This window comes from Streptomyces sp. NPDC001868, assembly GCF_040297125.1.
Taxonomy (GTDB): Bacteria; Actinomycetota; Actinomycetes; order Streptomycetales; family Streptomycetaceae; genus Streptomyces.
The window spans coordinates 130,718-154,972 of record NZ_JBEOYO010000006.1 but is presented as its reverse complement, the minus strand read 5'-3'; the positions used below and the strand labels follow the sequence as shown (position 1 = coordinate 154,972).

23 protein-coding genes are annotated in these 24,255 nt (G+C 71.0%); 9 read left to right on the top strand and 14 right to left on the bottom strand.

Annotation, left to right across the window (positions count from 1 at the left end; genetic code table 11):
* Window positions 1-52 precede the first annotated feature (52 nt).
* The 4 genes from ABT147_RS09805 to ABT147_RS09790 all read right to left on the bottom strand — a co-directional run bounded on the left by ABT147_RS09805 (window position 53) and on the right by ABT147_RS09790 (window position 4,461).
* On the bottom strand, window positions 53-997 hold the full coding sequence (locus ABT147_RS09805) for a cytochrome c oxidase assembly protein (protein ID WP_351403790.1): 945 nt from the start codon (window positions 995-997) through the stop codon (window positions 53-55).
* Between the two features lie 186 nt (window positions 998-1,183).
* Window positions 1,184-2,209 carry a 6-phosphofructokinase gene (locus ABT147_RS09800; protein ID WP_351403788.1) on the bottom strand — a complete coding sequence of 342 codons (1,026 nt, stop codon included), beginning with the start codon at window positions 2,207-2,209 and terminating at the stop codon, window positions 1,184-1,186.
* Window positions 2,210-2,455: 246 nt separating this feature from the next.
* Window positions 2,456-3,184, bottom strand: a complete 729-nt coding sequence (locus ABT147_RS09795) for a type 1 glutamine amidotransferase (protein ID WP_351403786.1) — start codon at window positions 3,182-3,184, stop codon at window positions 2,456-2,458.
* Window positions 3,185-3,222: 38 nt separating this feature from the next.
* Window positions 3,223-4,461: a Mur ligase family protein gene (locus tag ABT147_RS09790; protein WP_351403784.1), complete on the bottom strand. Its 1,239-nt coding sequence runs from the start codon at window positions 4,459-4,461 to the stop codon at window positions 3,223-3,225.
* 152 nt (window positions 4,462-4,613) lie between these two features.
* Here ABT147_RS09790 and def point away from each other — a divergent pair, with 152 nt between their 5' ends.
* The gene (def, locus tag ABT147_RS09785; protein WP_351403781.1) at window positions 4,614-5,156 is read left to right on the top strand and encodes a peptide deformylase; all 543 of its coding nucleotides are present in this window, start codon (window positions 4,614-4,616) and stop codon (window positions 5,154-5,156) included.
* Between the two features lie 26 nt (window positions 5,157-5,182).
* On the opposite strand, the gene ABT147_RS09780 is transcribed toward def, so the two are convergent.
* Window positions 5,183-5,827, bottom strand: a complete 645-nt coding sequence (locus ABT147_RS09780; protein ID WP_351403779.1) for a TetR/AcrR family transcriptional regulator — start codon at window positions 5,825-5,827, stop codon at window positions 5,183-5,185.
* Between the two features lie 173 nt (window positions 5,828-6,000).
* Here ABT147_RS09780 and ABT147_RS09775 point away from each other — a divergent pair, with 173 nt between their 5' ends.
* A complete protein-coding gene (locus ABT147_RS09775; RefSeq protein WP_351403777.1) occupies window positions 6,001-7,227 on the top strand; it encodes an acyl-CoA dehydrogenase family protein in 1,227 nt (408 codons plus the stop codon).
* 129 nt (window positions 7,228-7,356) lie between these two features.
* Window positions 7,357-8,019, top strand: a complete 663-nt coding sequence (locus ABT147_RS09770; RefSeq protein ID WP_351403775.1) for a thiaminase II/PqqC family protein — start codon at window positions 7,357-7,359, stop codon at window positions 8,017-8,019.
* A gap of 51 nt (window positions 8,020-8,070) precedes the next feature.
* On the opposite strand, the gene ABT147_RS09765 is transcribed toward ABT147_RS09770, so the two are convergent.
* The 5 genes from ABT147_RS09765 to ABT147_RS09745 form a co-directional block, all read right to left on the bottom strand.
* A complete protein-coding gene (locus ABT147_RS09765; protein WP_257548311.1) occupies window positions 8,071-8,310 on the bottom strand; it encodes a DUF6213 family protein in 240 nt (79 codons plus the stop codon).
* Between the two features lie 25 nt (window positions 8,311-8,335).
* On the bottom strand, window positions 8,336-9,721 hold the full coding sequence (locus ABT147_RS09760; protein WP_351403773.1) for an NADP-dependent succinic semialdehyde dehydrogenase: 1,386 nt from the start codon (window positions 9,719-9,721) through the stop codon (window positions 8,336-8,338).
* Window positions 9,722-9,815: 94 nt separating this feature from the next.
* A complete protein-coding gene (locus ABT147_RS09755) occupies window positions 9,816-10,283 on the bottom strand; it encodes an NUDIX hydrolase (protein WP_351403770.1) in 468 nt (155 codons plus the stop codon).
* Window positions 10,280-11,818, bottom strand: coding sequence for an ATP-dependent DNA ligase (locus tag ABT147_RS09750; protein WP_351403769.1), 1,539 nt, complete (start codon window positions 11,816-11,818; stop codon window positions 10,280-10,282). Before ABT147_RS09750 ends, ABT147_RS09755 begins: the two co-directional genes overlap by 4 nt.
* A gap of 148 nt (window positions 11,819-11,966) precedes the next feature.
* Window positions 11,967-12,923, bottom strand: coding sequence for an NAD(P)/FAD-dependent oxidoreductase (locus ABT147_RS09745; protein ID WP_351403767.1), 957 nt, complete (start codon window positions 12,921-12,923; stop codon window positions 11,967-11,969).
* A gap of 77 nt (window positions 12,924-13,000) precedes the next feature.
* On the opposite strand from ABT147_RS09745, the gene ABT147_RS09740 reads away from it, so the two are divergent.
* The 6 genes from ABT147_RS09740 to ABT147_RS09715 all read left to right on the top strand — a co-directional run bounded on the left by ABT147_RS09740 (window position 13,001) and on the right by ABT147_RS09715 (window position 18,356).
* Window positions 13,001-13,597 carry a helix-turn-helix domain-containing protein gene (locus ABT147_RS09740; protein WP_351403764.1) on the top strand — a complete coding sequence of 199 codons (597 nt, stop codon included), beginning with the start codon at window positions 13,001-13,003 and terminating at the stop codon, window positions 13,595-13,597.
* A 124-nt stretch (window positions 13,598-13,721) separates the two neighbouring features.
* Window positions 13,722-14,699 (top strand): NADPH:quinone oxidoreductase family protein, encoded by a 978-nt coding sequence (locus tag ABT147_RS09735; protein WP_351403762.1) that lies wholly within the window; start codon window positions 13,722-13,724, stop codon window positions 14,697-14,699.
* Window positions 14,696-15,877, top strand: coding sequence for an acyl-CoA dehydrogenase family protein (locus tag ABT147_RS09730; RefSeq protein ID WP_351403760.1), 1,182 nt, complete (start codon window positions 14,696-14,698; stop codon window positions 15,875-15,877). The genes ABT147_RS09735 and ABT147_RS09730 overlap by 4 nt, the downstream gene beginning before the upstream one ends.
* Window positions 15,874-16,968 carry an acyl-CoA dehydrogenase family protein gene (locus ABT147_RS09725; protein WP_351403758.1) on the top strand — a complete coding sequence of 365 codons (1,095 nt, stop codon included), beginning with the start codon at window positions 15,874-15,876 and terminating at the stop codon, window positions 16,966-16,968. Before ABT147_RS09730 ends, ABT147_RS09725 begins: the two co-directional genes overlap by 4 nt.
* 194 nt (window positions 16,969-17,162) lie before the next feature.
* Window positions 17,163-18,032 carry a phosphatidylinositol-specific phospholipase C/glycerophosphodiester phosphodiesterase family protein gene (locus tag ABT147_RS09720; RefSeq protein ID WP_351403756.1) on the top strand — a complete coding sequence of 290 codons (870 nt, stop codon included), beginning with the start codon at window positions 17,163-17,165 and terminating at the stop codon, window positions 18,030-18,032.
* Window positions 18,033-18,161: 129 nt separating this feature from the next.
* Window positions 18,162-18,356: a hypothetical protein gene (locus ABT147_RS09715; RefSeq protein WP_351403754.1), complete on the top strand. Its 195-nt coding sequence runs from the start codon at window positions 18,162-18,164 to the stop codon at window positions 18,354-18,356.
* A gap of 201 nt (window positions 18,357-18,557) precedes the next feature.
* Here ABT147_RS09715 and ABT147_RS09710 read toward each other — a convergent pair whose 3' ends face one another.
* The 4 genes from ABT147_RS09710 to ABT147_RS09695 form a co-directional block, all read right to left on the bottom strand.
* The gene (locus tag ABT147_RS09710) at window positions 18,558-19,784 is read right to left on the bottom strand and encodes a phosphodiester glycosidase family protein (RefSeq protein WP_502983062.1); all 1,227 of its coding nucleotides are present in this window, start codon (window positions 19,782-19,784) and stop codon (window positions 18,558-18,560) included.
* A 57-nt stretch (window positions 19,785-19,841) separates the two neighbouring features.
* Window positions 19,842-20,216 carry a DUF779 domain-containing protein gene (locus ABT147_RS09705; protein ID WP_351403751.1) on the bottom strand — a complete coding sequence of 125 codons (375 nt, stop codon included), beginning with the start codon at window positions 20,214-20,216 and terminating at the stop codon, window positions 19,842-19,844.
* 82 nt (window positions 20,217-20,298) lie between these two features.
* On the bottom strand, window positions 20,299-21,786 hold the full coding sequence (locus ABT147_RS09700; protein WP_351403749.1) for an alginate lyase family protein: 1,488 nt from the start codon (window positions 21,784-21,786) through the stop codon (window positions 20,299-20,301).
* A gap of 155 nt (window positions 21,787-21,941) precedes the next feature.
* Window positions 21,942-23,999, bottom strand: a complete 2,058-nt coding sequence (locus tag ABT147_RS09695; protein ID WP_351403747.1) for a pectinesterase family protein — start codon at window positions 23,997-23,999, stop codon at window positions 21,942-21,944.
* Between the last annotated feature and the right edge of the window lie 256 nt (window positions 24,000-24,255).

The following is a 24,255-nucleotide window of genomic DNA, read 5'->3' as shown; positions in this document are numbered from 1 at the left end:
GAGTGATCGTGTGGCCGAAAAAAAGAAATGAGGAGCGACAGAAAAGTGTGGTTCAGCGACTGCGTGCGTCGAGTGAGGCGAGATAGGCGTTGTACGCCTCGAGTTCCTTGTCGCCGTCCCGGTCGGCCGCGCGGTCCTGGCGCTTGGCCTGCCGCTGCTCGGAGCCGTACCACTGGAAGAGCAGCGCGAGCAACACGAGCACCGAGGGGATCTCGCTGAACGCCCAGGCGATGCCACCGGCCGCGTTCTGGTCGGCGAGCGCGTCGATGCCGAGGGAGGCGGGCGGGTTCTCGTACGTCTTCACCATCGGCGTGGACGCCATCATCAGCGCGATGCCGAAGAACGCGTGGAACGGCATGCCCGCGAACAGCTCCAGCATCCGCATCAGATACCCCGGCCGGTGCGGGCCCGGGTCCACGCCCATGATCGGCCAGAAGAAGAACAGTCCGACCATCAGGAAGTGCGTCATCATCACGATGTGGCCCGGCGTCGACCCCATCAGGAAGTCGAACAGCGGCGTGAAGTACAGCCCGTACAGGCTCGCGATGAACATCGGGATCGTGAACGCCGGATGCGTGACGATCTTCATGTACCAGCTGTGCAGGAACATCAGCAGCAGCTCACGCGGCCCCTTCCGTCCCTTCCCGGCCACCGGCAGCGCCCGCAGCGCCAGCGTGACCGGTGCCCCGAGCAGCAGCACGATCGGCGCCAGCATGCTGATCACCATGTGCTGCACCATGTGCACGCTGAACATGACCATGCCGTAGTCGTTCAGCCCGGTACACGTCACCAGCATCACCAGCAGCACACCGACGACGAAGGCGACGGTCCGCCCGACGGGCCACTTGTCCCCGCGCCGCACGAGCCGCACGACACCCCAGCCGTAGAGACCGAGGCCCACCAGGCACGCGATCAGGAAGAACGGATCGGCCGACCACGAGAGTCCCCGCCCCAAGGTGAAGGGCAAAAGACCCGTGCCGTGCCCGCTGTGATCCATCCGCCGGCTCCTGTTTCGTGGGGGTTGAGCGCTGTACGTCCGCCCCCAGACTAGAACCGCCCCCGGTCACGATCATGACCGGGGGCGGAACAGCGAGCCCCGTAAGGGGCGCGGGGAACTACGCGATCAACCACGAACCACCCGCAGTCCGCACACGACAGTCACGACCGAGCTCTCATCGGCACCCTAGAGAACGCACTCCGCCTCGGCGTACCGCTCCGACGGCACCGTCTTCAACGTCTCCACCGCCTCCGCGAGCGGCACCATCACGATGTCCGTCCCCCGAAGCGCCGTCATGTTCCCGAACTCCCCCCGGTGCACGGCCTCCACCGCATGCCACCCGAACCGCGTCGCCAGCACCCGGTCGTACGCGGTCGGCGTCCCACCCCGCTGCACATGCCCGAGGATCACCGGCCGCGCCTCCTTGCCGAGGCGCTGCTCCAGCTCGATCGACAGCTGCCGCGCGATCCCGGCGAACCGCTCGTGCCCGTAGATGTCCTTGCCGCCCTCGTCGAACTCCATCGACCCGGCCTTCGGCTTGGCCCCCTCCGCCGCCACGACGATCGCGAACCGCTTGCCCGCCTCGAAGCGTGCGCCGACCCGCTCGGCCAACTCCTCGATGTCGAAGGGCCGTTCCGGTACGACGATGGCGTGCGCGCCGGCCGCCATGCCGGAGTGGAGCGCGATCCAGCCGGTGTGGCGGCCCATGACCTCCACGACCAGGACCCGCTGGTGGGACTCGGCGGTGGTCTTCAGCCGGTCCAGGGCCTCCGTGGCGACGCCCACGGCCGTGTCGAAGCCGAACGTGACGTCCGTGACCGCGATGTCGTTGTCGATGGTCTTCGGCACGCCCACGATCGGCAGGCCGTTGTCCGACATCAGCCGGGCCGCCTTGAGCGTGCCCTCGCCGCCGATGGGGATGATCGCGTCGAGGCCGAGCTCCTCGACATGGCCCTTCGCCCGCGCCACCCCGTCCCGCAGATGCGAGGGCTGGACCCGGGAGGAGCCGAGGATCGTGCCGCCGCGGGCCAGGATGCCGGCCACCGCGTCCAGGTCGAGCTTGAGGTAGTCGCCCTCCAGGAGACCCTTCCAGCCGTCCCGGAAGCCGATGACCTCGTCGCCGTGGTCGACGACGGCTCGGTGCACGACGGACCGGATGACGGCGTTCAGCCCGGGGCAGTCGCCGCCGGACGTGAGGACACCAATACGCATAGCCCGAATACCTTCTCGACGTGGGCCGGGAACCGGACCGCGTCGTCCGGCTGGAATCCCCGTCACCCTACCGGCGGCAGGGGGCCCGGCCGTAGCGGGCGTCCGCCTGCTGGACGCCCCCGCACAGGTGAGCGGAGCCCTGGTCAGACGGGCTTTCACACATGAGCGGGGGCGGTGCCGGACGGGCGTCCGTACGGGTACTGAGGAACCGTTTCGCAGGCTCCTCGGCCCGTCTCGCGCAGCGGGTTACGCGGGCTGTGTCGCCGCCGAGATGCGCTCGTCGCGCAGCGCCTCGAACCAGCGGTCGTCGGTCGGCGGCAGGGCGTTCACGTCCAGCGCCAGCTTCAGCAGCAGGTCCGCGATCTGCGGGTTCCGCGCCAGCACCGGCCCGTGCATGTACGTACCGAACACGGTGTCGTTGTACGCGCCCTCCGTGCCGTCGCCCGTGCCGTTGCCCTTGCCGAGCCGTACCTGTGCGAGCGCGCGGGCGGTGGGGCCGAGGTGGGTGACGCCCTGGTGGTTCTCGAACCCGGTCAGCTGGGGCAGCCCGAGACGCGGGTCGATGTCCGCGAGGACGTCGCCGACGCACCGCTCGCCCTCGCCGCGGGTCGTCGTCACGTCGAGCAGGCCGAGGCCCGGCTCGCGCTGACCGAGGTCGTTGACGAACTCGTGGCCGAGGATCTGGTAGCCGGCGCAGACCGCGAAGACGATCGCGCCGTTGTTCACCGCCTGGTACAGATGCCGGTCCCGGCGCAGCCGCTCGGCGGCGAGCCGCTGCGGACGGTCCTCGCCCCCGCCGATCAGATAGATGTCGCCGGAGGTGGGGATCGGCTGGTCGCTGCGCACGTCCAGCCGGGCCACGTCCAGGCCGCGCTGCCGCGCCCGGCGCTCGACGACCAGGACGTTGCCCTGGTCGCCGTAGGTGCTGAGCAGGTCCGGGTAGACCCAGACGACCCGCAGACTGTTGTCACTCATGAAAGTCGTGCCCCTCGGAGTCGTTCGTGGACGGGTGCTCAGTTGCCCACGCGGCGGCGCAGGTCCTGGAACGCGGTGTAGTTGGCGATGACCTCGATGCGGCCCGGCGGGCACATCTGCACCGCCTGGTCGAGGGTGTCACAGACCTGGAAGTGCTGGTTGGCCACTTCCAGGCGCACCGCGAGGTCGAGCTTGCGGTCGCCGAGCACGAAGATCGGGTGGCCGGTCAGCCGGGTGTAGTCGACGTCCCACAGCCAGGAGGTGTCGGTGCCGTCGGCGCCGCGCGCGTTCACCGACAGGATCACCGGCGACGGCGGCGGGTCGATCAGCGAGAACGTCTCCAGCCAGCCCGCCGGGTTCTTGGCGAGCAGCAGCCGCAGATCGCGCTGCATGAACTGCACCACGTCGTACCGTCCGGCCACCGCCTGTACCTGGTACATGCGTTCCAGGGCGACCTGCGGGGGCACCCCGAAGACGGCGGCGGTGGCGGCCGAGGAGGCGGCGTTGGCCTTGTTGGCGCGGCCCGGCAGCTGGAGGTGGATCGGCCAGGCCGAGCCGTGCGGGTCGAGCACGTGGTCGCCGGAGAGCGCCCAGCTCGGCGTCGGACGGCGGAAGCCGCACTCGCCGCAGAACCAGTCGTCGCCGGGCCGCTGCATCACACCGCCGCAGGACGGGCAGGACCAGGCGTCGTCCTTCCACATCTGGCCGACCGCGACCCAGATCACGTTCGGGGACGACGAGGCCGCCCACACGATCAGCGGGTCGTCGCAGTTGGCCACGACGACGGCCTTGGTGCCGGCCAGGCCCTCCCGCCACGCCTCCGCCATCATGCGGGTCTCGGCGGCGCGGTCGAGCTGGTCGCGGGAGAGGTTGAGCAGCGCGATGCACTTGGGGTCGGTGTCCCGCGCGACACCGGCGAGGTACTTCTCGTCGACCTCGATGACCGCGAACTTGGAGTCCGAGTTCCCGGCGAGCGCCGAGGTGATGCCCGCGGGCATGTTGGCGCCGAGCGCGTTCGAGACGACCGGGCCCGCGGCCCGCAGCGCCTCGGCGATCAGCCGGGTCGTGGTGGTCTTGCCGTTGGTGGCGGAGACCAGGACGACATCCAGGCTCTGTGCGAGCCGGGCGAGGAGGTCGGGGTCGAGTTTCAGTGCCACCCGGCCGCCGATCACAGATCCGCTACCGCGCCCCGCGGCACGCGATGCCGCCGCGACCGCCTTGCCCGCCGTCACGGCCAGCTTGGCCCGCGGCGTGAGCGGGTCCGAGTTGCCTGCCATCAGTTCTCGATCCTCCTTGCGTACAGCGCCGCGCCCTGTCCCGGCAACGTGTGGACCAAAGCCTATCGAGATCCACTCACGCGCCCGAATCTCGATGGGTGCGTCGCCCGGGGCGGCCCGGCCAAAACGGGTGGGAACGTACTCTTGCGGCCATGCGAAGCGGCTCGATTCCCGGCGCCCGAGGGCGCGTTCTCCCCATGACACTGCTCGGGGACCCCATATTGCAGGCGCCCTGTGAAGAGGTGACGGAGTTCGGGCCCGAACTGGTGCGGCTTGTGGAGGACATGTTCGCCACAATGTACGACGCGCGGGGTGTGGGTCTCGCCGCGAACCAGGTGGGCCGGGGGTTGCGGGTCTTCGTGTACGACTGCCCGGACGACGAGGATGTGCGCCATCTCGGCCATGTCGTGAATCCGCGGCTCGTCTCGGCCGAGGGGATCGTACTGCGGGGGCCCGAGGGGTGTCTGTCGCTGCCGGGGCTGGAAGCGGGTGTGGAGCGGTACGACGAGGCCGTGGTGGAGGGGTTCACGGTGGAGGGGGACCGGGTGCGGGTGCGGGGGACTGGGTTCTTCGCGCGGTGCCTTCAGCATGAGTGTGATCACCTGGAGGGCCGGGTCTATGTGGACCGGCTGTCGGGGTGGCGTCGTTCCCGGGTGATGAGGAAGGTCGCGAAGGCGTCGTGGGGGCGGTGCTGATTCCTGACTCGGCCAAGAACGGCCCCTCAGAAACCCGGGCCGCCCACCTTGTCGCCCGCCGCTGCCAGGCGGCCCCAGAGCAGGTCTGCCAGGCTGCGGACCAACTCGGCCCTCGTGCAGGGGCGTTCGCCGAGCCACCAGTCGCCCGCCGCGTGCATCATGCCGACGATGCCGTGGCCCCAGACGCGGGCGAGCTGGCGGCTGTCGGGGCCGAGGTCGACGCGGTCCTCTATGACCTTGCCGAGTTCCTCGCCCATGCGGCGCAGGAGGGGGGCGGAGTGCTTGCCGACGTCGAAGCCCTGGTCGCCGGGCTGGCCGCCCTCGGCGGGGTGCATGAGGAAGCGGTACACCTGGGGACGGGCCTCGATCGCCGCGAGATAGGTGTCGAGGGTCGCCTCGACGCGTTCGCGGCGCTCCGCGGGGGCGTCGAGCGCGGCGCGCAGGGCGTCGAGGAGGGCGTCGGTGTGGCGCTGGGCGAGGGCGGCGTAGAGTCCGCTCTTGTCGCCGAAGTGGCGGTAGAGGATCGGCTTGGTGATGCCGGCCTCGGCGGCGATGGCGTTCATCGACGCTCCGGGGCCGTCCCGGAGTACGACCCGGTCCGCGGCCTCCAGCAGCTCGCGCCGACGGCGGTCGGCGGACCGCTCCTGGTCGGTCCGCTGCGTGGTGTCCATGAGTCTCTCCCCCAAATACTGATGACGGTGACGCCCTGCGCAAACTAACACTGATTGGCACGACCCGATCGAACGGGCTACCGAGCCGGACCCGGGAGTTGACTTTTCCTACCGACCGGTAACAGACTCGCGTTACCGCAGGTAACATCTTAGTGCAGTGCTGGAGGCGCGTCATGGCCGAGTTCACGATGGAACTCAACGAGGAACAGCGAGAGGTTCGCGACTGGCTCCACGGATTCGCCGCCGATGTCATCCGCCCCGCGGCCGCCGAGTGGGACGAACGCGAGGAGACCCCCTGGCCGGTGATCCAGGAGGCCGCCAAGGTCGGCATCTACTCCCTCGACTTCTACGCCCAGCAGTACTTCGACCCCACCGGCCTCGGCATCCCCATGGCCATGGAGGAGCTGTTCTGGGGCGACGCGGGTATCGCCCTGTCCATCGTCGGCACCGGCCTCGCCGCCGTGGGCGTCCTCGCCAACGGCACCGAGGAGCAGATCGGCACCTGGATCCCCCAGATGTACGGCGACGCCAACGACGTCAAGGTCGCCGCGTTCTGCTCCTCCGAGCCCGACGCCGGTTCCGACGTGGCGTCCATGCGCACCCGTGCCGTGTACGACGAGGCCAAGGACGAGTGGGTCCTCAACGGCACCAAGACCTGGGCGACCAACGGCGGCATCGCCAACGTCCACGTCGTCGTCGCCGTGGTCGACCCGGAGCTGGGCTCCAAGGGCCACGCGTCCTTCATCGTCCCGCCGAACACGCCCGGCCTGTCCCAGGGCCAGAAGTTCAAGAAGCACGGCATCCGCGCCTCCCACACCGCCGAGGTCGTCCTGGAGGACGTACGTGTCCCCGGCTCCTGCCTCCTCGGCGGCAAGGAGAAGCTCGACGAGCGGCTGGCACGGGCCCACGAGCGGGCGAAGAGCGGCGGCGAGCGGGTGAAGAACGCGGCGATGGCCACGTTCGAGGCGTCCCGCCCGGCCGTGGGCGCCATGGCCGTGGGCACCGCCCGCGCCGCGTACGAGGTCGCCCTCGACTACGCCAGGACCCGGGAGCAGTTCGGCCGGCCCATCATCGACAACCAGGGCGTCGCCTTCCAGCTCGCGGACATGCGGACCTCGATCGACGCGGCCCGGCTGCTGGTGTGGCGGGCCTCCTGGATGGCGATCAACGGCAGGCCGTTCACCGCGGCGGAGGGGTCGCAGTCGAAGCTCTTCGCGAGCGAGACGGCGAAGAAGGTGACCGCGCAGGCCATCCAGATCCTGGGCGGCAACGGGTACACCCGGGAGTACCCGGTCGAGCGGATGCATCGGGACGCGGCTATTTACACCATTTTCGAGGGTACGAGTGAGGTGCAGCGGCTGGTGATCGCTCGGACCTTGTCGGGGATGCCGATTCGGTAGCGCCGAGGGGGTGACTCTGTCGGTCGGGCTGCGGGTGCTTCGTGGTTGCTCGCGCAGTTCCCCGCGCCCCTGGAGGGGCGTGGGCTGCTGTTCAGCAGTGACGACACGTGAACCCGACGGGAGTGCTCGATGACGCGTACGGCCGGAGAAGTGCTGGTAGACACGACCGTGAGGCTTGCCCCCGACCCCGACGCCAATCCTCTGCTGCCGCTGATCGCCTCGGGTACGGCCGGGCTCGGCACCCTCGGCGCGCTCGCCATGGAACAGCAGTTGGTGATCGCCGCAGACCTGCTTTCCTTCCGTCATCTGGCCGAGCGCTCAGCGGCCGAGGAGCCGACGAGCGCCCCCTTCTTCGAGATGCTCGCGGAGGGGGAGGCGGTGGCGGCGGGGCGGCTCGGGGCGTTCGCCGAGGCGTGTGGGGTGGATGAGCAGAGGGTGGCGGCGTACGAGCCGCTGCCGGGCTGTCAGGCCTACCCGTCGTACGTCGCCCGGCTCGCGCTCGGGGCGTCCCCGGCCGACGTGGTGCTCGCCCTGAGCGCCAACTTCGCCTCCTGGGGCGGCTATTGCGCGACGATCGCGAAGGCCCTCCGCGATCATTACGCCTTCACCGACGAGGCCTGCGGATTCTTCGACTTCTTCGCCGACCCGGCACCGGAACTGGAGGAGCGGGCGAGGACGGCCGTCCAGGCGGGGCTGGACACGGGGCGGATCGACGAGGAGGCGGCCCACGGCCACGGCCGACTGCTGCAGAGCTACGAATCGATGTTCTGGACCACACTGGCGCGCCCCTGAAAGGGGCGCGGGGAACTGCGCGAGCAACCACGACGCACCCGCAGCGAACGACTAACCCGACGCCGCCCCACTGCTGTGCGCGATGCACGCCACATCGATCCGGTCAGCCAACTTCGCCAGCTCGATCGTCAGCGCGGCGACCGTGTCCTCGTCGAGCCCGTCCTCACCCGCCTCCACCAGGTGCAGCCATCGCCCGCCCACCGTCCGCAGCAGCTTGCTCACATCGGCCGCGGACACCTGCAAGGTCCCGCGGTCGTCGACGATCAGAGGCAGAGTCACTTCGCGGTTCACAACGGCGATGGTAGTCGCGGAACGCTCACGCTCCGTGCCACACGGTGGTGATGTTGCAGAACTCCCGGATTCCGTGTCCGGACAGCTCACGCCCGTATCCGGATCGCTTGACCCCGCCGAACGGGAACGCCGGGTGGGAGGCGGTCATTCCGTTGACGTAGACCGCGCCGGCGTCGAGGTCACGGACGAACCGGTCGACCTCGGTGTCGTCCCGCGTCCACACGTTGGAGCTGAGCCCGAAGGGCGTGTCGTTGGCGATCGCGATCGCCTCGTCGAGGTCGGCGACCCGGTACAGCGTGGCCACCGGACCGAAGGCCTCCTCGTGGTGGATGCGCATCTCGGGGGTGATGTCGGCGAGAACGGTCGGCGGGTAGAACCAGCCGGGCCCGTCGGGGCGTTCGGCACCGCACAGGACCGTCGCGCCGCTCTCCACGGCCTCGTCGACGAGTTCCTCCAGATCGGCGCGGCCCCGCTCGCTGGAGAGCGGGCCGATGTCGGTCTTCTCCTTCAGCGGGTCGCCGACCTTCAGCGCCTCCATGCCCGCCACGAACCGCTCGGCGAACGCGTCGTACACGTCCTCGTGCACGATGAACCGTTTGGCGGCGATGCACGACTGCCCGTTGTTCTGCACCCGGGCCGTCACGGCGATCCGTGCCGCGCGGTCGAGGTCGGCGGACGGCATCACCACGTACGGGTCGCTGCCGCCCAGTTCCAGGACCGTCTTCTTGACCTCGTCCCCGGCGACCGAGGCGACCGCCCGGCCGGCGGGTTCGCTGCCGGTGAGGGTGGCGGCCTTCACGCGCGGGTCGCGCAGGATGTCCTCGATGGCGCCGGAGCCGACGAGCAGGGTCTGGAAGCAGCCCCCGGGGAAGCCCGCCCGGAGGAACAGATCCTCCAGGTAGAGCGCGGTCTGCGGGACGTTGGAGGCATGCTTGAGCAGGCCCACGTTGCCGGCCATCAGGGCGGGCGCGGCGAAGCGGATCACCTGCCAGAGCGGGAAGTTCCACGGCATCACGGCGAGCACCGGGCCGAGTGGCCGGTAGCGGACCAGGGCACGGGACGCGCCGGAGTCCTTCACGTCCACGTCGGACGGCTCCACGTCGGTGAGCAGCACCTCGGCGTGGTCGGCGTACCAGCGCATCGCCTTCGCGCATTTGGCGGCCTCGGCGCGGGCCTGCTTGACCGGCTTGCCCATCTCCGTCGTCATCACCTTGGCGATGTCCTCGGTGTCCTCGTCGAGGAGCTCGGCGGCCCGGTGCATCAGACGGGCCCGTTCCGCGAAGGACGTGGTGCGGTACGTACGGAACGTGGCGTCGGCGAGGGCGAGGCGGCGCTCGATCTCCTCCTCGCCCAGGGCGTCGTACGTCTTGAGTGTCTCGCCGTTCGCCGGGTTGACCGTGGCGATGGGCATGGCTGGCCTCCTGCGTGGGCTGTCCTTCGACCTTCCCGCGCGACGGCGCACGCCGCAACGCGGACCGCGTCGCGGAGCACGCCGCCACGCGGACTCAGGGCGAGTGCTCCAGGAGACGGTCGAGAAACTCCGCCTGTGCCGGGACGATCACGGCGCGGGCCCGTTCGACGGTGAGCCACTCCACGCGGTCCAGCTCCGGGAACTCCTGGACCTGCCCCGACCTCGGCGGCCACTCCAGGCGGAAGGTCCCCGGCACGACGGTCGCGGGGTCGAGGTCCGCCTCGATCGCCCAGGCGGTGACGATCTTGCCGTTCTTCTGCCGCACCTCGCCCAGCGGTACGGCCTCCCCGTCGGGCGGTGCGAGGCCCAGTTCCTCCTGGAACTCCCGGCGGGCCGCGTCCCAGGCGGGCTCGTCCGGCTCGTACTCGCCCTTGGGCACGCTCCAAGCCCCGGCGTCCTTGTGCGCGAAGAAGGGGCCGCCCATATGGCCCAGCAGGACCTCGACGCCGTGCTCGGTGCGGCGGTGGAGCAGCAGGCCGGCACTGCGCTTGGGTGTGGTCAACGCGTCACCTCGGGGTGTGCGGCGAGCAGGGTCTCGACCGTATCGGCCTCGGCCGGGGTCTTGTCCTCGCGATAGCGGACCACGCGGGCGAAGCGGAGGGTGACACCGGCCGGGTAGCGGGTGGAGCGCTGGAGGCCGTCGTAGGCGATCTCGACGACGAGTTCGGGGCGTACGGTCACGCCCCAGGCGTGTTCTTCCACGGCCAGCTCTGTCAGCCGCCGGGTCTGCCAGGCCAGCAGGGCGTCGGTCATGCCCTTGAAGGTCTTGCCGAGCATGGCGAACGAGCCGTCGGCGGTACGGGCGCCGAGGTGGAGGTTGGAGAGCCTGCCCGTGCGGCGGCCGTGGCCCCACTCGGCGGCCAGGACCACCAGATCGAGGGTGTGCACGGGCTTGACCTTCAGCCACGACGCCCCGCGCCGGCCCGCGCTGTAAGGCGCTTCGAGGGCCTTCAGGACGACACCTTCGTGGCCGCGTGCCAGGGTGTCGGCGAGGAAGCGTTCCGCGGCCGGGAGGTCGTCGGGACCGGCCACGAGGGTGCGGCGGACCCGCATCGGCTCGGGGACGAGCCGGGCCAGTTCGGCGTGACGGTCGGTGAAGGGCAGGTCCAGGAGGTCCCGGCCGTCCACGGACAGCGCGTCGAAGAAGACGGGGGAGACGGGCACCTGTTCGGCCGCCGTCGTCACGTCCACCCGTTGGCCGACGCGTCCGGCGGTCTCCTGGAAGGAACGCGGGCGTCCGTCCCCGTCGAAGGCGATCACCTCGCCGTCCAGGATGAACCGCTCGCCCTCCAGTTCCCGCGCGGCGGCGGTGAGTTCGGGCAGCCGGTCGGTGATGTCGTCCAGGGTGCGGGTGTACAGCCGTACGTCGTCGCCGTCGCGGTGGACCTGGACGCGGATGCCGTCGAGCTTCTCCTCGACCGCGCAGCCGCCCAGCTTCGCCACGGCCTCCGCGACGGAGGTCGCGCTGTGCGCCAGCATCGGCAGGACGGGCCGGCCGACGGTGAGCCGGAAGCCCTCCAGGGCCGACGGGCCCTCCGCCAGCAGGGCTTGGGCCACCGTCTGGAGGGAGCCGGCCAGCATCACCGCCCGCCGTACGTCGGCGGGGGGCGCGCCGGTGGCGCCGGCCAGCCCCTCCACGGCCACGGCGTCCAGGGCGCCCTGGCGGACCTCGCCCGTGAGCAGGCCGAACAGGTACCGCTGCTCGTCCTCGGTGGCCGCCGCGAGCAACTCGCCCACCAGGCGCCTGCGTTCGGCTTGTGAGCCGGGGCCGGTGGTGCCGCCGATCGCTGTCAGACGGGTGTCGACCTCGCGCACGGTGAGCGTGGGGTCGGGGGCCGGGGGGATCTGCTGGTCAAGGACCTTCCAGCCGATGCCGAGGCGGCCCTGGGGGAGGCGGCCGGCGAGGTAGGGGATGACGATCGGTACGTCTTCCGCGTCGGCGTCGCGGAAGAGCTCGGCGAGCAGGGTGGTCTTGCGGGACCGGGCCGAGGTGGTGGCGATCTCCTGGGATGTGCGGGCCAGCCGGGCGAGCAGCATGGGGCCATGGTGCGACAGATTGTGGCCGGGCGCCTATGGGGGTGGGGGTGCGGGGTCGTCGGCGGGTGAGGGTCCGGTGGGGCTTCTCGCGCCGTTCCCCGCGCCCCTTCGGCGATGGCCCTTCGGGCCGATCGCCTCGGGGGCCTCTCTATGCCTGTGTTGCCGCGTCCAGGTCCGTCATCAGGAGGTCTCCGTTGATCGTCGCCCCTGCCCGGTAGCCGGAGGACGCCGCGTTGATGACCTGCTCGGAGAAGCCCATCGCGTTGCCCACCGCCCAGACGCCCGGGACCGTGGTCAGGCCGGTGGGGTCGACCACGGGGTAGGAGCCGAAGGGGGTCTCGTTCAGCTCGGCGCCCAGTTCCTCCAGGAGGCTCGTCTGTGGGATCGGGCGGGGGGCCGTGAAGAGGATCGAGCGGGGGTGGGTCGTGCCGTCGCTGAGGCGGACGCCGGTGAGACGGTCCTCGTCCACGACCAGGCTCGCGACCTCGCCGGGGACCACGGAGACCCCGGCCGCGGCGAGGCGGCGCAGGTCGTCGTCGGAGAGGTCGGTCTCGGGGACCGTGTGCGGGAACAGGGTCACGTCCTTGGACCACTGGGAGACGATCAGGGCCTGGTGGACGCTCATCGGGGTCGTGGCGAGGACGCCGAAGGGCTGGTCGCGGACCTCCCAGCCGTGGCAGTAGGGGCAGTGGAGGACATCCCGGCCGAAGCGCTCGGCGACGCCGGGGACGGCCGGGAGTTCGTCCTTGAGGCCGGTGGCGACGACCAGGCGTCGGGTGCCCATGGCCCGGCCGTCCGCGAGCGTCACGGTGAAGCTCCGGCCGTCGTCTTTTCGGGTCACGTCGACCGCGCGGCCCCGGACCAGTTCGACGCCGTACCGGGCGATCTCCTCCCGGCCCACGGCGAGGAACTCGGCCGGTGACATCCCGTCCCGGGAGAGATAGCCCTGCATGTGGGCGGCGGGCGCGTTGCGGGGCTCGCCCGCGTCGACGACCAGCGTGCGCCGCCGGGCCCGGCCCAGGACCAGGGCGGCGGAGAGCCCCGCCGCACCGCCGCCGATCACGATCACTTCGTACTGCTCGGTCGTTCCGTACTGCTCGGTCACGGTGACCACCTCCACGACGACGGTCGCCCGAGCGCTGCCGCATTGACAAATGTCTTTGCCGAAACTGCAATAGCGGTATGAGTGACACGAGTGAGGGCGCGAGCGGTACGGACGAGGTTCTCGCCGGGGTCGGGCCACGGCTGCGGCGGATCCGGAAGGAGCGGGAGGCGACGCTCGCCGGGCTGTCGGAGGCGACCGGCATCTCGGTGAGCACGCTGTCGCGGCTGGAGTCGGGGCTGCGCAAGCCCAGCCTGGAGCTGTTGCTGCCGATCGCGCGGGCCCATCAGGTGCCGCTGGACGAGCTGATCGGGGAGCCGCCGGTCGGCGATCCTCGGGTGCGGTCCAAGCCGATCCAGCGGCACGGGCGGACGTACTGGCCGCTCACCCGGCAGCCGGGCGGCCTCCAGGCCTTCAAGGTCCTCGTGCCGCAGTCGAAGCAGGAGCCGGAGCCGCGCACCCACGAGGGCTACGAGTGGCTGTATGTGATGTCCGGGAAACTGCGGGTCGTGCTCGGCGAGCATGATGTGGTGATGGTGGCCGGGGAGGCCGCCGAGTTCGACACCCGGGTCCCGCACTGGTTCGGTTCGACGGGGGAGGGGCCGGTGGAGTTCCTCAGTCTGTTCGGGCCGCAGGGGGAGCGGATGCACGTACGGGCCAGGCCCTCGCGTCCGTGACCCACGCTACTGGCCCCGACTGCTCCCGGACTGTTCCCCGGAGGGCAAGCGACCGCTTAGTATGCATGCGACAGTCGACCCCGGGTCAGACGAAGAAGTCCGAAGCAGTCCGTGGAGGCACCGCATGCAGGCATGGCAAGTGCACGAGAACGGCGAGCCGAGCGAGGTGATGCGGCTCCAGGACGTGGAGCGGCCCACGCCCGGTGACGGCCAGGTCCTGCTGAAGGTGCGCGCCGCGAACATCAACTTCCCGGATGTGCTGATGTGCCGGGGGCACTACCAGGTCAGGCCGCCGCTCCCGTTCACCCCGGGCGTGGAGATCTGCGGGGAGACCGAGGACGGCCGCCGGGTCATCGCCAACCCCGCGCTGCCGTACGGCGGTCTCGCCGAGTACGCGGTCGCCGATGCCGCCGCGCTGCTGCCCGCCCCCGAGTCGCTGGACGACGCCGGGGCCGCCGCCCTGCACATCGGCTATCAGACGGGCTGGTTCGGCCTCCACCGGCGGGCCCGGCTCGAAACGGGGGAGACGCTGCTCGTCCACGCCGCCGCCGGAGGGGTCGGCAGCGCGGCCGTGCAGCTCGGCAAGGCGGCCGGGGCGACCGTCATCGGCGTCGTGGGCGGCGCCGACAAGGTCGCCGCGGCCCGGGAGCTGGGCTGTGACGTGGTGGTCGACCGGCGGAGCGAGGACGTCGTCGCCGCCGTGAAGGAGGCCACCGGAGGCCGGGGCGCGGACGTCGTCTACGACCCCGTGGGCGGCGAGGCCTACACGCAGTCGACCAAGGTCGTCGCCTTCGAGGGACGCATCGTGGTCGTCGGCTTCGCGAGCGGGACGATCCCCAGCCCCGGCCTCAACCACGCCCTCGTCAAGAACTACTCGATCCTCGGCCTGCACTGGGGCCTGTACAACACCAAGAACCCGAAGCTGGTCCAGCACTGCCACGAGCAGCTCACCGAACTGGCGGCCCGGGGCGTCGTCAAGCCGCTGGTGAGCGAGCGCGCACCGCTCGCCGGGGCCGCGGCCGCCGTGCAGCGCGTCGCCGACGGAGTGACCACGGGCCGGGTCGTCGTGGTGCCCTCGCTGGAGAACGGAGCCGCCGCATGACCGACGCAGCCGACCTCAGGCGCCGCACAGCCGAGTTGCTGGCCGCGTACCCGCCCGCCACCACCGACCGCCTGGACTTCCTGCGCGCCCGCTTCGACGCCGGACTCGCCTGGGTGCACTACCCCGAGGGCCTCGGCGGGCTCGGCGCCCCGCGCTCCCTCCAGGCCGTCGTGGACGCGGACCTGGAGGCGGAGGGCGCCCCCGACAACGACCCGCGCCGTATCGGCATCGGCCTCGGCATGGCCGCGCCGACGATCCTCGCCTACGGCACGGAGGAGCAGAAGCGGCAGTACCTGCGGCCGCTGTGGACCGGCGAGGAGGTCTGGTGCCAGCTCTTCAGCGAGCCGGGTGCCGGGTCCGACCTGGCCGCGCTCGGCACGCGGGCCGTCCGTGAGGGCGACGCATGGGTGGTCAACGGGCAGAAGGTGTGGACCTCCAGCGCGCACGTCGCCCGCTGGGCCATCCTCATCGCCCGCACCGACCCTGACGTGCCCAAGCACCGGGGCATCACCTACTTCATCTGCGACATGACCGATCCCGGAGTCGACGTCCGGCCGCTGCGCCAGGTCACCGGCGAGGCCGAGTTCAACGAGGTGTTCATCACCGACGTACGGATTCCGGACGCGCGCCGCCTCGGCGAGGTCGGCGACGGCTGGAAGGTCGCGCAGACCACGCTGAACAACGAGCGCGTCGCCATCGGCGGTATGCGGCTGCCCCGTGAGGGCGGCATGATCGGCCCGGTCTCCAAGACCTGGCGCGAACGCCCCGAACTGCGCACCCACGACCTCCACCAGCGGCTGTTGAAGCTCTGGGTCGAGGCCGAGGCCGCCCGGCTCACCGCCGAGCGACTGCGTCAGCAGCTCGTCGCCGGACAGCCCGGCCCCGAGGGCGCCGGGATGAAGCTCGCCTTCGCCCGCCTCAACCAGGAGATCAGCGGCCTGGAGGTCGAACTCCGGGGCGAGGAAGGCCTGTTGTACGACGACTGGACCATGCGGCGCCCGGAACTCGTCGACTTCGTCGGCCGCGACGCCGGCTACCGCTACCTCCGTTCCAAGGGCAACAGCATCGAGGGCGGGACCACCGAGGTCCTGCTGAACATCGTCGCCGAGCGTGTGCTGGGCCTGCCCAGCGAGCCGCGCACCGACAAGGACGTCGCCTGGAAGGACCTCGCCCGATGACAGCTCAGCTCGCCCAGCCCGACCTGCTGTACTCGGAGGAGGAAGAGGCCCTCCGCGCGGCCGTCCGCGATCTGCTGACCGACCACTGCGACGCGGCCGGCGTGATCGCGCGCGTCGAGACGGACGCCCCGCACGACCGTGAACTGTGGAAGCTGCTCGCCGACGGCATGGGCCTCGCCGGGCTGCTCGTCCCCGAGGAGCTGGGCGGCCAGGGCGCCACGCACCGCGAAGCCGCCGTCGTCCTGGAGGAGCTGGGGCGTTCCATCGCCCCCGTGCCGTTCCTCACGAGCGCCGTCGTCGCCACCGAGGCCCTGTTGGCGGGCGAGGCCGGCGACCTGCTCGCCGACCTGGCCTCCGGCCGGCGGATCGGCGCCCTGGCGGTGTCCCTGAACCTCCCCGCCGGCAGCGCCTACAAGGTCGTACGGCACGAAGACGGCGCCCTGCACGGGGAGTTGACCGGCATCGCGGACGCGGCCGTCGCCGATGTGCTGCTGGTGCCCGCCGACGACGGGGGCCTGTACGCGGTCGACGCGTCCGCCGCGACCGTCACCCCGCAGGTGTCCCTGGACCTGACCCGGCCGCTGGCGAAGGTGACGCTCGACGGGGCCCCCGGCCGCCTCCTCGGCGACGCCGAACCCGCCGTACGCCGGGCCCTGCGCGCCGGGGCCGGACTGCTGGCCTCCGAGCAACTCGGGCTCGCGGAGTGGACGTTGACCGAGACGGTCCGCTACCTCAAGGAGCGCAAGCAGTTCAACCGGCCCGTCGGCGGCTTCCAGGCGCTCAAGCACCGCCTCGCGCACCTGTGGCTGGAGGTCGTCAACCTCCGGGCCGCCGCCCGGAACGCGGCCGACCAGCTCGCCACCGGAAGCGACGACACCGACCTCGCGGTCGCCGTCGCCCAGGCCTTCGCGGCACCCGTGGCCGTCCACGCGGCCGAGGAGGCGCTGCAACTGCACGCCGGGATCGGCATGACCTGGGAACACCCGGTCCACCTGTATCTGAAGCGGGCGAAGGCCGACTCGATCGCGTACGGCACGGCGGGCGCCCACCGGGCGGCCCTGGCCGAACTGGTCGACCTCCAGGCCCCCTGACGTACACCTGAGGAAGAGCGAGGGAAGCCCGCCCCACCAGGGGCGGGCTTCTCCGTGTGCGCGCGGGCGCCCAGGTGAACCCGGGTGAACGAACGACGGCGGTCCGGCCAACTCCCCGCACGGCACTGCTCATCGGCCCCTTCCGGCTCGCATACTCGCTGAGTCCGCAACCGGCCCCACCCGGGAGGCAGAGCATGGCCCTCACCACCCGTCGCAGAGCTCTCACCACCCTCGGCGCCGCCCTCGCGGGCGCGGTCGCCCTGCCCGCCACCGGCGCGCTGGCCGGTGAACAGAGGCACCGCCCGCGCCCGTTGTGGCGGGCCCACGCGCACAACGACTACGAGCACCCGCGCCCCCTCCTCGACGCCCTCGACCACCGCTTCGGCAGCGTCGAGGCCGATATCTTCCTCGTCGGCGACCAGCTCCTCGTCGCCCACGACGCCGCCGACCTCGACCCCACCCGCACCCTCGAATCCCTCTACCTGGAGCCGCTCGCCGCCCGCGTCCGGGCCCACCACGGCTCGGTGTACCGGGGGCAGCGCAAGCCGCTGCAACTCCTCATCGACATCAAGACCGAGGGCGCGTCGACCTACCTCGAACTCGACCGTCATCTGCGGCGCCACCGGCACCTGTTCACGACATACGCGCACGGCCGGGTCCACCCGGGCGCGGTCACGGCCGTGATCTCCGGGGACCGGGCCGCCCGGGTGCCCATGGAGGCGCAGACCGTGCGGCACGCCTTCTACGACGGCCGGCTCGCCGACCTCGTGAGCGCGACACCCGCGCCCGCCTCCTTCATCCCGCTGATCTCCGACAACTGGACGCTCAACTTCACCTGGCAGGGCGTCGGTCCGTTCCCCGACGCCGAGCGCGCCAAGCTGCGGCAGATCGTCTCCACGGCCCACGGGCGCGGGCAGAAGGTGCGGTTCTGGGCGACGCCCGACCTGGCGGGTCCGGCCCGGGACGCGCTGTGGGGCGAGCTGGTCGCGGCCGACGTGGACTTCCTCAACACGGACGATCTCGCGGGCCTCGAAGCGTTCCTGGACGCCCGCCGGGCGGGGTAGGTCCCGGCACGGTCGGCACCCGGTCGACACCACTCGTTCGGCGGACACGTCCGCCGCACGGACGAACCCTCCGCTACGCCACACTTGCGGCCGAATGCCGCGAAGTGGGCGTGGCGGAGGAGGTTGACGATGGCCATTTCCATCTCTGTGGTGGTGCTGCTCGTGATCCTGACGGTGGTCTTCCTGCGCAACGGCGCGCTGAAGTTCTCGCACGCCGCGGTGTGTGTGCTGCTGGGGTTCTACATGGCCAGCACGAGTCTGGCGCCGACGATTCACCATGGGCTGACGGCGACCGCGGACATCGTGAGCAGCCTCAGGCCGTGAGGGTGGGTGCCTGAGAGCTCGGGGGTTCGGGTGCGTTCGGCGGGTGCGGGTGCGTGGGGCTTCTCGCGCAGTTCCCCGCGCCCCTGAAGGCAACGGCCCCTGCGGGCCGTTGAAAAGGCACGGGGCGCAGCCCCTGCCCTTTCAGGGGCGCGGGAAACTGCGCGACCAGCCCCCACCGGACCCGCACCCGACGTACGACGCTCACGGTTTCGTGAAGACACCGATGCCGTTCGGGACGGCCCGTTCCGTGCCGTCGGACGGGTGGTTGCGGACGGTTACGGTGGTCGTGCCGGCCGCGCGGGCGACCAGCGTGGAGGAACCGCCGCCGTCGAGGCTGAACGCGTCCACCGAACCCAACTCCCGCATAGTGGAGGCGACTTCGGCGATGGTCAGCCCCGTCCGGTACGCCGCCGCGCCGTCCAGGGCGAGGAGCAGGAGACGGCGCCCCGCGTCCGCGATACCGGCGGCCGTGCGGACCGCCGAGGTCGTGTCGTTGAGGCCGGGGAGTGGCTGACCGCCCCGCAGGACCGGGTAGCCGCCGAGCGCGAAGGCGTACGGGGTGCCGGTGGAGGCGACGAGGAGGTGCCGTACCTCCACCGCGTCGCCGGGGGCGAGCTTGCGCAGCTGCTGGGCGCCCGCCTCACGGCCGACGAGGACGGTGGCGCCCGCCGCGATGGCACCGCTGCCGGGGGCACCGGCCGAGCCGACCACACGGCCGTCCTCGACCAGCACCTCGTGGGTGTCGGTGCTGCACGGCGCCGCCCGGTCGGTGTCCGTGCCGCAGACCGCGCGCATCCGGGAGACGCTGCCCCAGTCCGAGGTGAAGGCCCCGACGGAGCCGACCGGCAGGGCGTACTGGTTGAGGCCGCGCAGCGGGAGGTCGCCCTCGGCGGTGGTGACGGAACCGTCGAGGGCGATGCTGTCGAGGCGGGCCGTGCCGTCGGTGGTGACGCCGAGGACGTCCCTCGTGGTCGTGCCGGGCGGCAGGGCCGGGCCGAAGCGTTGGCCCTTCGGTACGGCGGCCTTGAGCGCGTGGCCGCCGGCGATCGCCGGGCCGACCGGCGCTCCCGTGGCCGCGACACCGGGATGCTGGGTCTCGGTGATGTTGAAGAAGTCGCCGTTGACCCCGGCCACGGCACCCGCCGACGTGGCCAGCCGGGACACGGTCGCCCGCGCGGCCACCTTGCCCGGGTAGAGGAGCCCCACGCCCACCTTGGGGTTGCGCAGGTCGACGGTCAGGACATGGGCGTGGGTGACGCCCTTGGCCGCCTGGATGTCGAAGTGGGTGTACTCGATCCCCGGTGCGATGACGACGGCCCTGGGCGCGCCATTGGCCGGTGCCGCCCCCACGAGGGCCGCGCCGGCCAGCACACTCCACGCCGAGAGAACCGTCAGTACCGTTCTGAACCGTCCATCACGACGTGTCACGGTGCCCCCTGATGTCTCGTCAACCGTCCCAGGACTCAGGGGAAGTGCACCAGACGACTACCGGCCGGGCGGTTGCCCGGCTTCGACGACGCGGGAACGGATGAGAAAACGCACTCCTTCGGGTGCTTCCAGGGAGAAGCCGCTGCCACGGCCCGGTACGACGTCCACGATCAGCCGGGTGTGGCTCCATGCCTCGTACTGGGCGCGGGACATCCAGAACCCGACCTTCTCGTCGACCCCGTCGACGGTCAGTTCCGCGAGGAGGACGTCCGAGGCTCCCGTACGGAACTCGCCGTCGGGGTAGCACATGGGGGCGCTGCCGTCGCAGCAGCCGCCCGACTGGTGGAACATCAACGGGCCGTGGTCCGCCCGCAGCCGCCGTACGAGATCGGCGGCCGCGGGTGTCAGCTCTACGCGCGGGACGACATCCATGGCCGTAGTGAACGCCCCGGCAGGTTGCGAGGACGTTGCGTGCCCGTCGGCTCCCCGGCTGAGACTGAGACTGGGACCGGGACTACGACTGCCCGCCCTGGCGGTTGCGGCGGCGCAGCAGGAGCAGGCCGCCCGCGAGAGCCGCGACTCCGCCCGCGGCGGTCCAGGCCGGGAAGTCGGAGGTGCCGGTGGCGGCCAGGTCCTCGCCCCGCCCGCCCTGGGCGCTCGCGGAGGGGGACGGGGAGGCGGACGACGCGCCCTTCTTCGAGGTGGCTCCCGCGCCGCTGTCCGAGCCCGGCGTGGCCGTGGACCCCGAGGGGGACGCGCTCCTCTCGGCGGGGGTGGCCTTGTCCCGGGTGAACGCCAGGGTGCCGAAGCCCAGTTGGTCGAAGCCGCCGCTGTTGGGGCCGTAGTCGCCGCCACCGCCCTCGGGGGCCGCCTTGGCCGCGACACGGGTGACGTACGAGGCGTCGAGACCCCGGCGCTTGGTGTAGTGGTTGGCGATCATGGCCCAGATGGGGCGCGTCATGTTCGGGTCGACACCTGCCGCCTGGGACGCGGTCTCCCGGCCGGACCAGCCGTTGATCGCGCCCTTGGCGCGGGTGTTCTCCGTGTAGGCGACCTGTCCGCCCATGCTCCACCTGGCGACGTACTGGGCGCCCTTGAGGAAGCGGTTGTCGTCATAGCCGTACAGGTCGATGCCCTGGTTCCAGGCCATCTCGCAGAAGGTGCCCATCAGGCCGACGCCCAGCAGGGCGTGGCCCTGGTCGCGGCCGGCCTCCAGCCACTCGGCGAGGCCGTCGTCGTGCACTACGGGGATGGCCTTCTTGACGGCGCCGAGGCCCTCGCCGTTCTTGAAGTAGTCGACGGCGCGGGCGACCTGGGCCCTGTCGTCGCAGAAGATGCCGGTGGCCAGGACGCAGGCCATGTTGGCGAGGTCCCAGTTGGGCCAGTAGTTGGTGACGACCGCGCCGTTGTGCTCGACCAGGAAGCCGTCGCTGAGCGGGGCGAAGACGCCGCTCAGCATCTCCTGGAAGCGGTCGAGCGCGAAGTCGGGGTGGTCGCGGACGAGTTCGGCGGCGTTGGCGATCTGGTAGCCGTACAGCCCGGCGGCCAGGAAGCGGTCGGCGTTGCCCGCGAGGGAGGTGAGCTTCGCCGACCAGGCGTTGAGGATGGCGACAGCCGTGTCGGCGTACACGGACTCGCCCGTGACGTGGTGGCGCAGGCCGTTCTGGTAGGCGGCGTGGATGTCGTTGTAGAGGATCACGTAGTTCTGGCCGGTGCCTCCCCGGACCACGGTTGTCTGCGGGTTGGCCCGCCAACCGCTCTGCGCGTGCCGGTTGGCGGTCAGCCTGGCGAAGCCGGCCGTGTGGGGTTGGGCGCCCGCCTTCACCTGGGCCGCCATCCGGGCGAGGTCCGCCCCGGTGTGGAGCAGACCGGGGTGCGCGAAGGCGCCGCCCGCCGCGGAGGCGGGCGTCGCCGCCAGGCCCGTGCCGACTCCCAGGCCCGCCGCGCCCGCGGCGATACCGGCGATCTTCAGCGTGCTCCGGCGGCTGATCTGTGCTGTCACGTGGGAGGTCCTCGGGTCTCGGGTACTGGGTCGCGGCTCGTGCCCGCGTCGGCCCGCGCGGGCGGCTACGAACAGGAGACGCACCGGCCCCGGGGGAGATAACAGAAAACCGGGGCGGTGCGTCTCTCGTGGTGTTCCCGTGGTGCGGGGGAGCGTCAGGCGCCGGGCGTCCAGCCGCCCAGCCAGTCCGCGACCTCCTGGTCAGCGGCCTGCGCGTCCGTCAGTTGCGGCCGGTCGGCGCTCGCGGGGCCCGAACCCGGGCCGGTGTTCTTGTACTCGGCGAAGCGGTCGTCCTTCCAGGAGAAGCCGCCCATGTCGGACCAGGGCTTGGGCCTCACCGCCGCACTGAGGGTGCTGTTGCGGACCGTGGTCTGCGGGTCGACGGTCGTGGAGCCGCCGGGGTGCCAGTTGCGGCCGAGGGAGAAGCTGGCGGCGGACACGTCACCGTTGACGGTGGAGCGGTTGATCAGGATGCCCTTGCGGTTCGCGGGCGTGCTCGGCGCGGTGATGTATCCGCCGGAGGAGCCGTCCCAGCGCTTCTTCACGGTGATGACCGACCTGTCGACGACCACCGTGGCCCGGCCGAAGATGAAGTCGACGTTGCCTGTGATGTAGGAGTTGGTGATGTAGACCCGGCCGAGCTTGTCACTGGCGGCCGTCTCCAGTTCCAGGGTGTCCTGGTCGCCGTTGACGATGACCCCGTCGAGGACGATCCGGTCGGCCTGCGTCAGCAGTGCCACCGCCTGATGTCCGTTGACGGACTGGTTCGCCGCCTCGTCGAAGTCGTTGGTGACGGTCAGGTTGCGTACCTGGGAGTCGTCGGACTGGATGGACATGGTGGCGCTGCCTGGTGTGCCGTAGCCGCCCGAGCCGTCCGGCTTCGGTGTCCCGGCCGCGTTGCCGTACACGATCGTCGTGTCCTTGCGGCTCGCCCCCGAGCCCTGGATGGTGACGTGCGGCTTGTTGGCGGGCACCTTGACGACCTCCCGATAGGTGCCGGGCTTGACGGAGATGACGACCCGCGAGGCGTTGTTCGCGGGCACCGCGTCGACGGCCTTCTGCACGCTGGTGTACTGGCCGCTGCCGTCCTTGGCGACGGTGAGCGTGGTGGCCGCGGCGGCCTTGGTCGTCGCTGTCGTGCCGATCGAACTCCTCGGCCCCGTACTGGACTTGAGGAGCGCGGGCACGTCGGCCGTCTTGTCGAGGGTGTAGCTGTAGTACGTCTTCGGGTCGAAGGCAGTGCCGCCGCTCTCGTTGCGGCCGGAGGTGCCGGAGAAGACGTTGCCGCGCTGGACCAGGGCCGCCGTGGAGTCCTTGGTGACCGGGTTGTTCATGCCCTGGAAGTAGCTGTTCTCCAGGACCATCTTGGTCTTGCCGCGCGCGTAGTTGCCGTACGACGACTTGATGTCCGTGCCGGACACGTCCTCCAGGAAGTTGTTGTACAGGTGCGCGTGGGCCACGTTGTCGGTGGAGGGGTTGCGCTGCTCGGTCTCGCGGAGCCAGTTGTGGTGGATCGTCAGATCGGCGGTGGTGTTCTCGGTCCAGCCGATGCCGAAGGTCTTGTTGTTCTGGCTCAGCTTGTTCCAGGACACCGTGACGTAGGTGGTGTCCTTGCGGCTGTCGATGAGGCCGTCGGCCATGTGCCGCAGATCGTTGTGGTCGATCCAGACGTGGTGGGCGCCGTCCATCTGGACGGCGTCGAAGTCGTGGTCCTTGTCGTTCCAGATGCCCTGGTAGGAGTCACGGATCGTCAGGTTGCGGATGATGACGTTGTGGACGCCGGAGCCGAGGAAGAAGCCGCCGCCGACGATATGGCCCGAGGTCCCGGAGCCGACGATCGTCTTGTCGGACTTGACCTTGATCTCCTTGCCCACCGGGTTCATGTTGATCGTCCCGGCCACGACGATGACGTACGGCTCGGCGGCGGTCGCGTACTTCTCCAGGTCGGCCAGGGTCCGCACGGTCACCGTCTTGCCGTCCCGGCCGCCGTAGGTCCCGTTCTGGCCCAGCGCGTTCACCGAGGCGAAGCCGTCGGCGGACTCGGCGGCCCAGGAGGGGCCGGCGGCGGCGGCCAGGGGCTCGGCGTCCTTGCCGAACACGCCGAAGACCGCGCCGTACGCCATGGTCCCGGCGGCGGCCAGGGCGAGCGGGACTCCGGCCACGAGGGCGGTCTTCCTCCTGCGGTGGCGGGCCTTGCCGTCGTTGTCTCTCACGCGTCGCTTCCGTTCATGCGGGGGGATGGTCGTCAGCCGAGCAGTCGCCGCCGGACGTGCGGAGGTTGCCGACTCTCGGAGTGAATTTCGGCCAAGAGAACGGAACTTCGAGCCGGGGCCGGGCGTGGCCGAGAATCGACCCCCGGGCGCGGGGTGGAACGGTCCATGTTCCCGGGCCGGGATCCGTGGCGGTCGTTGACACGTGTGCGCAGGTCAGAAACGGGCTGTCACAGCAACACATCGATTTTGTTGTTCA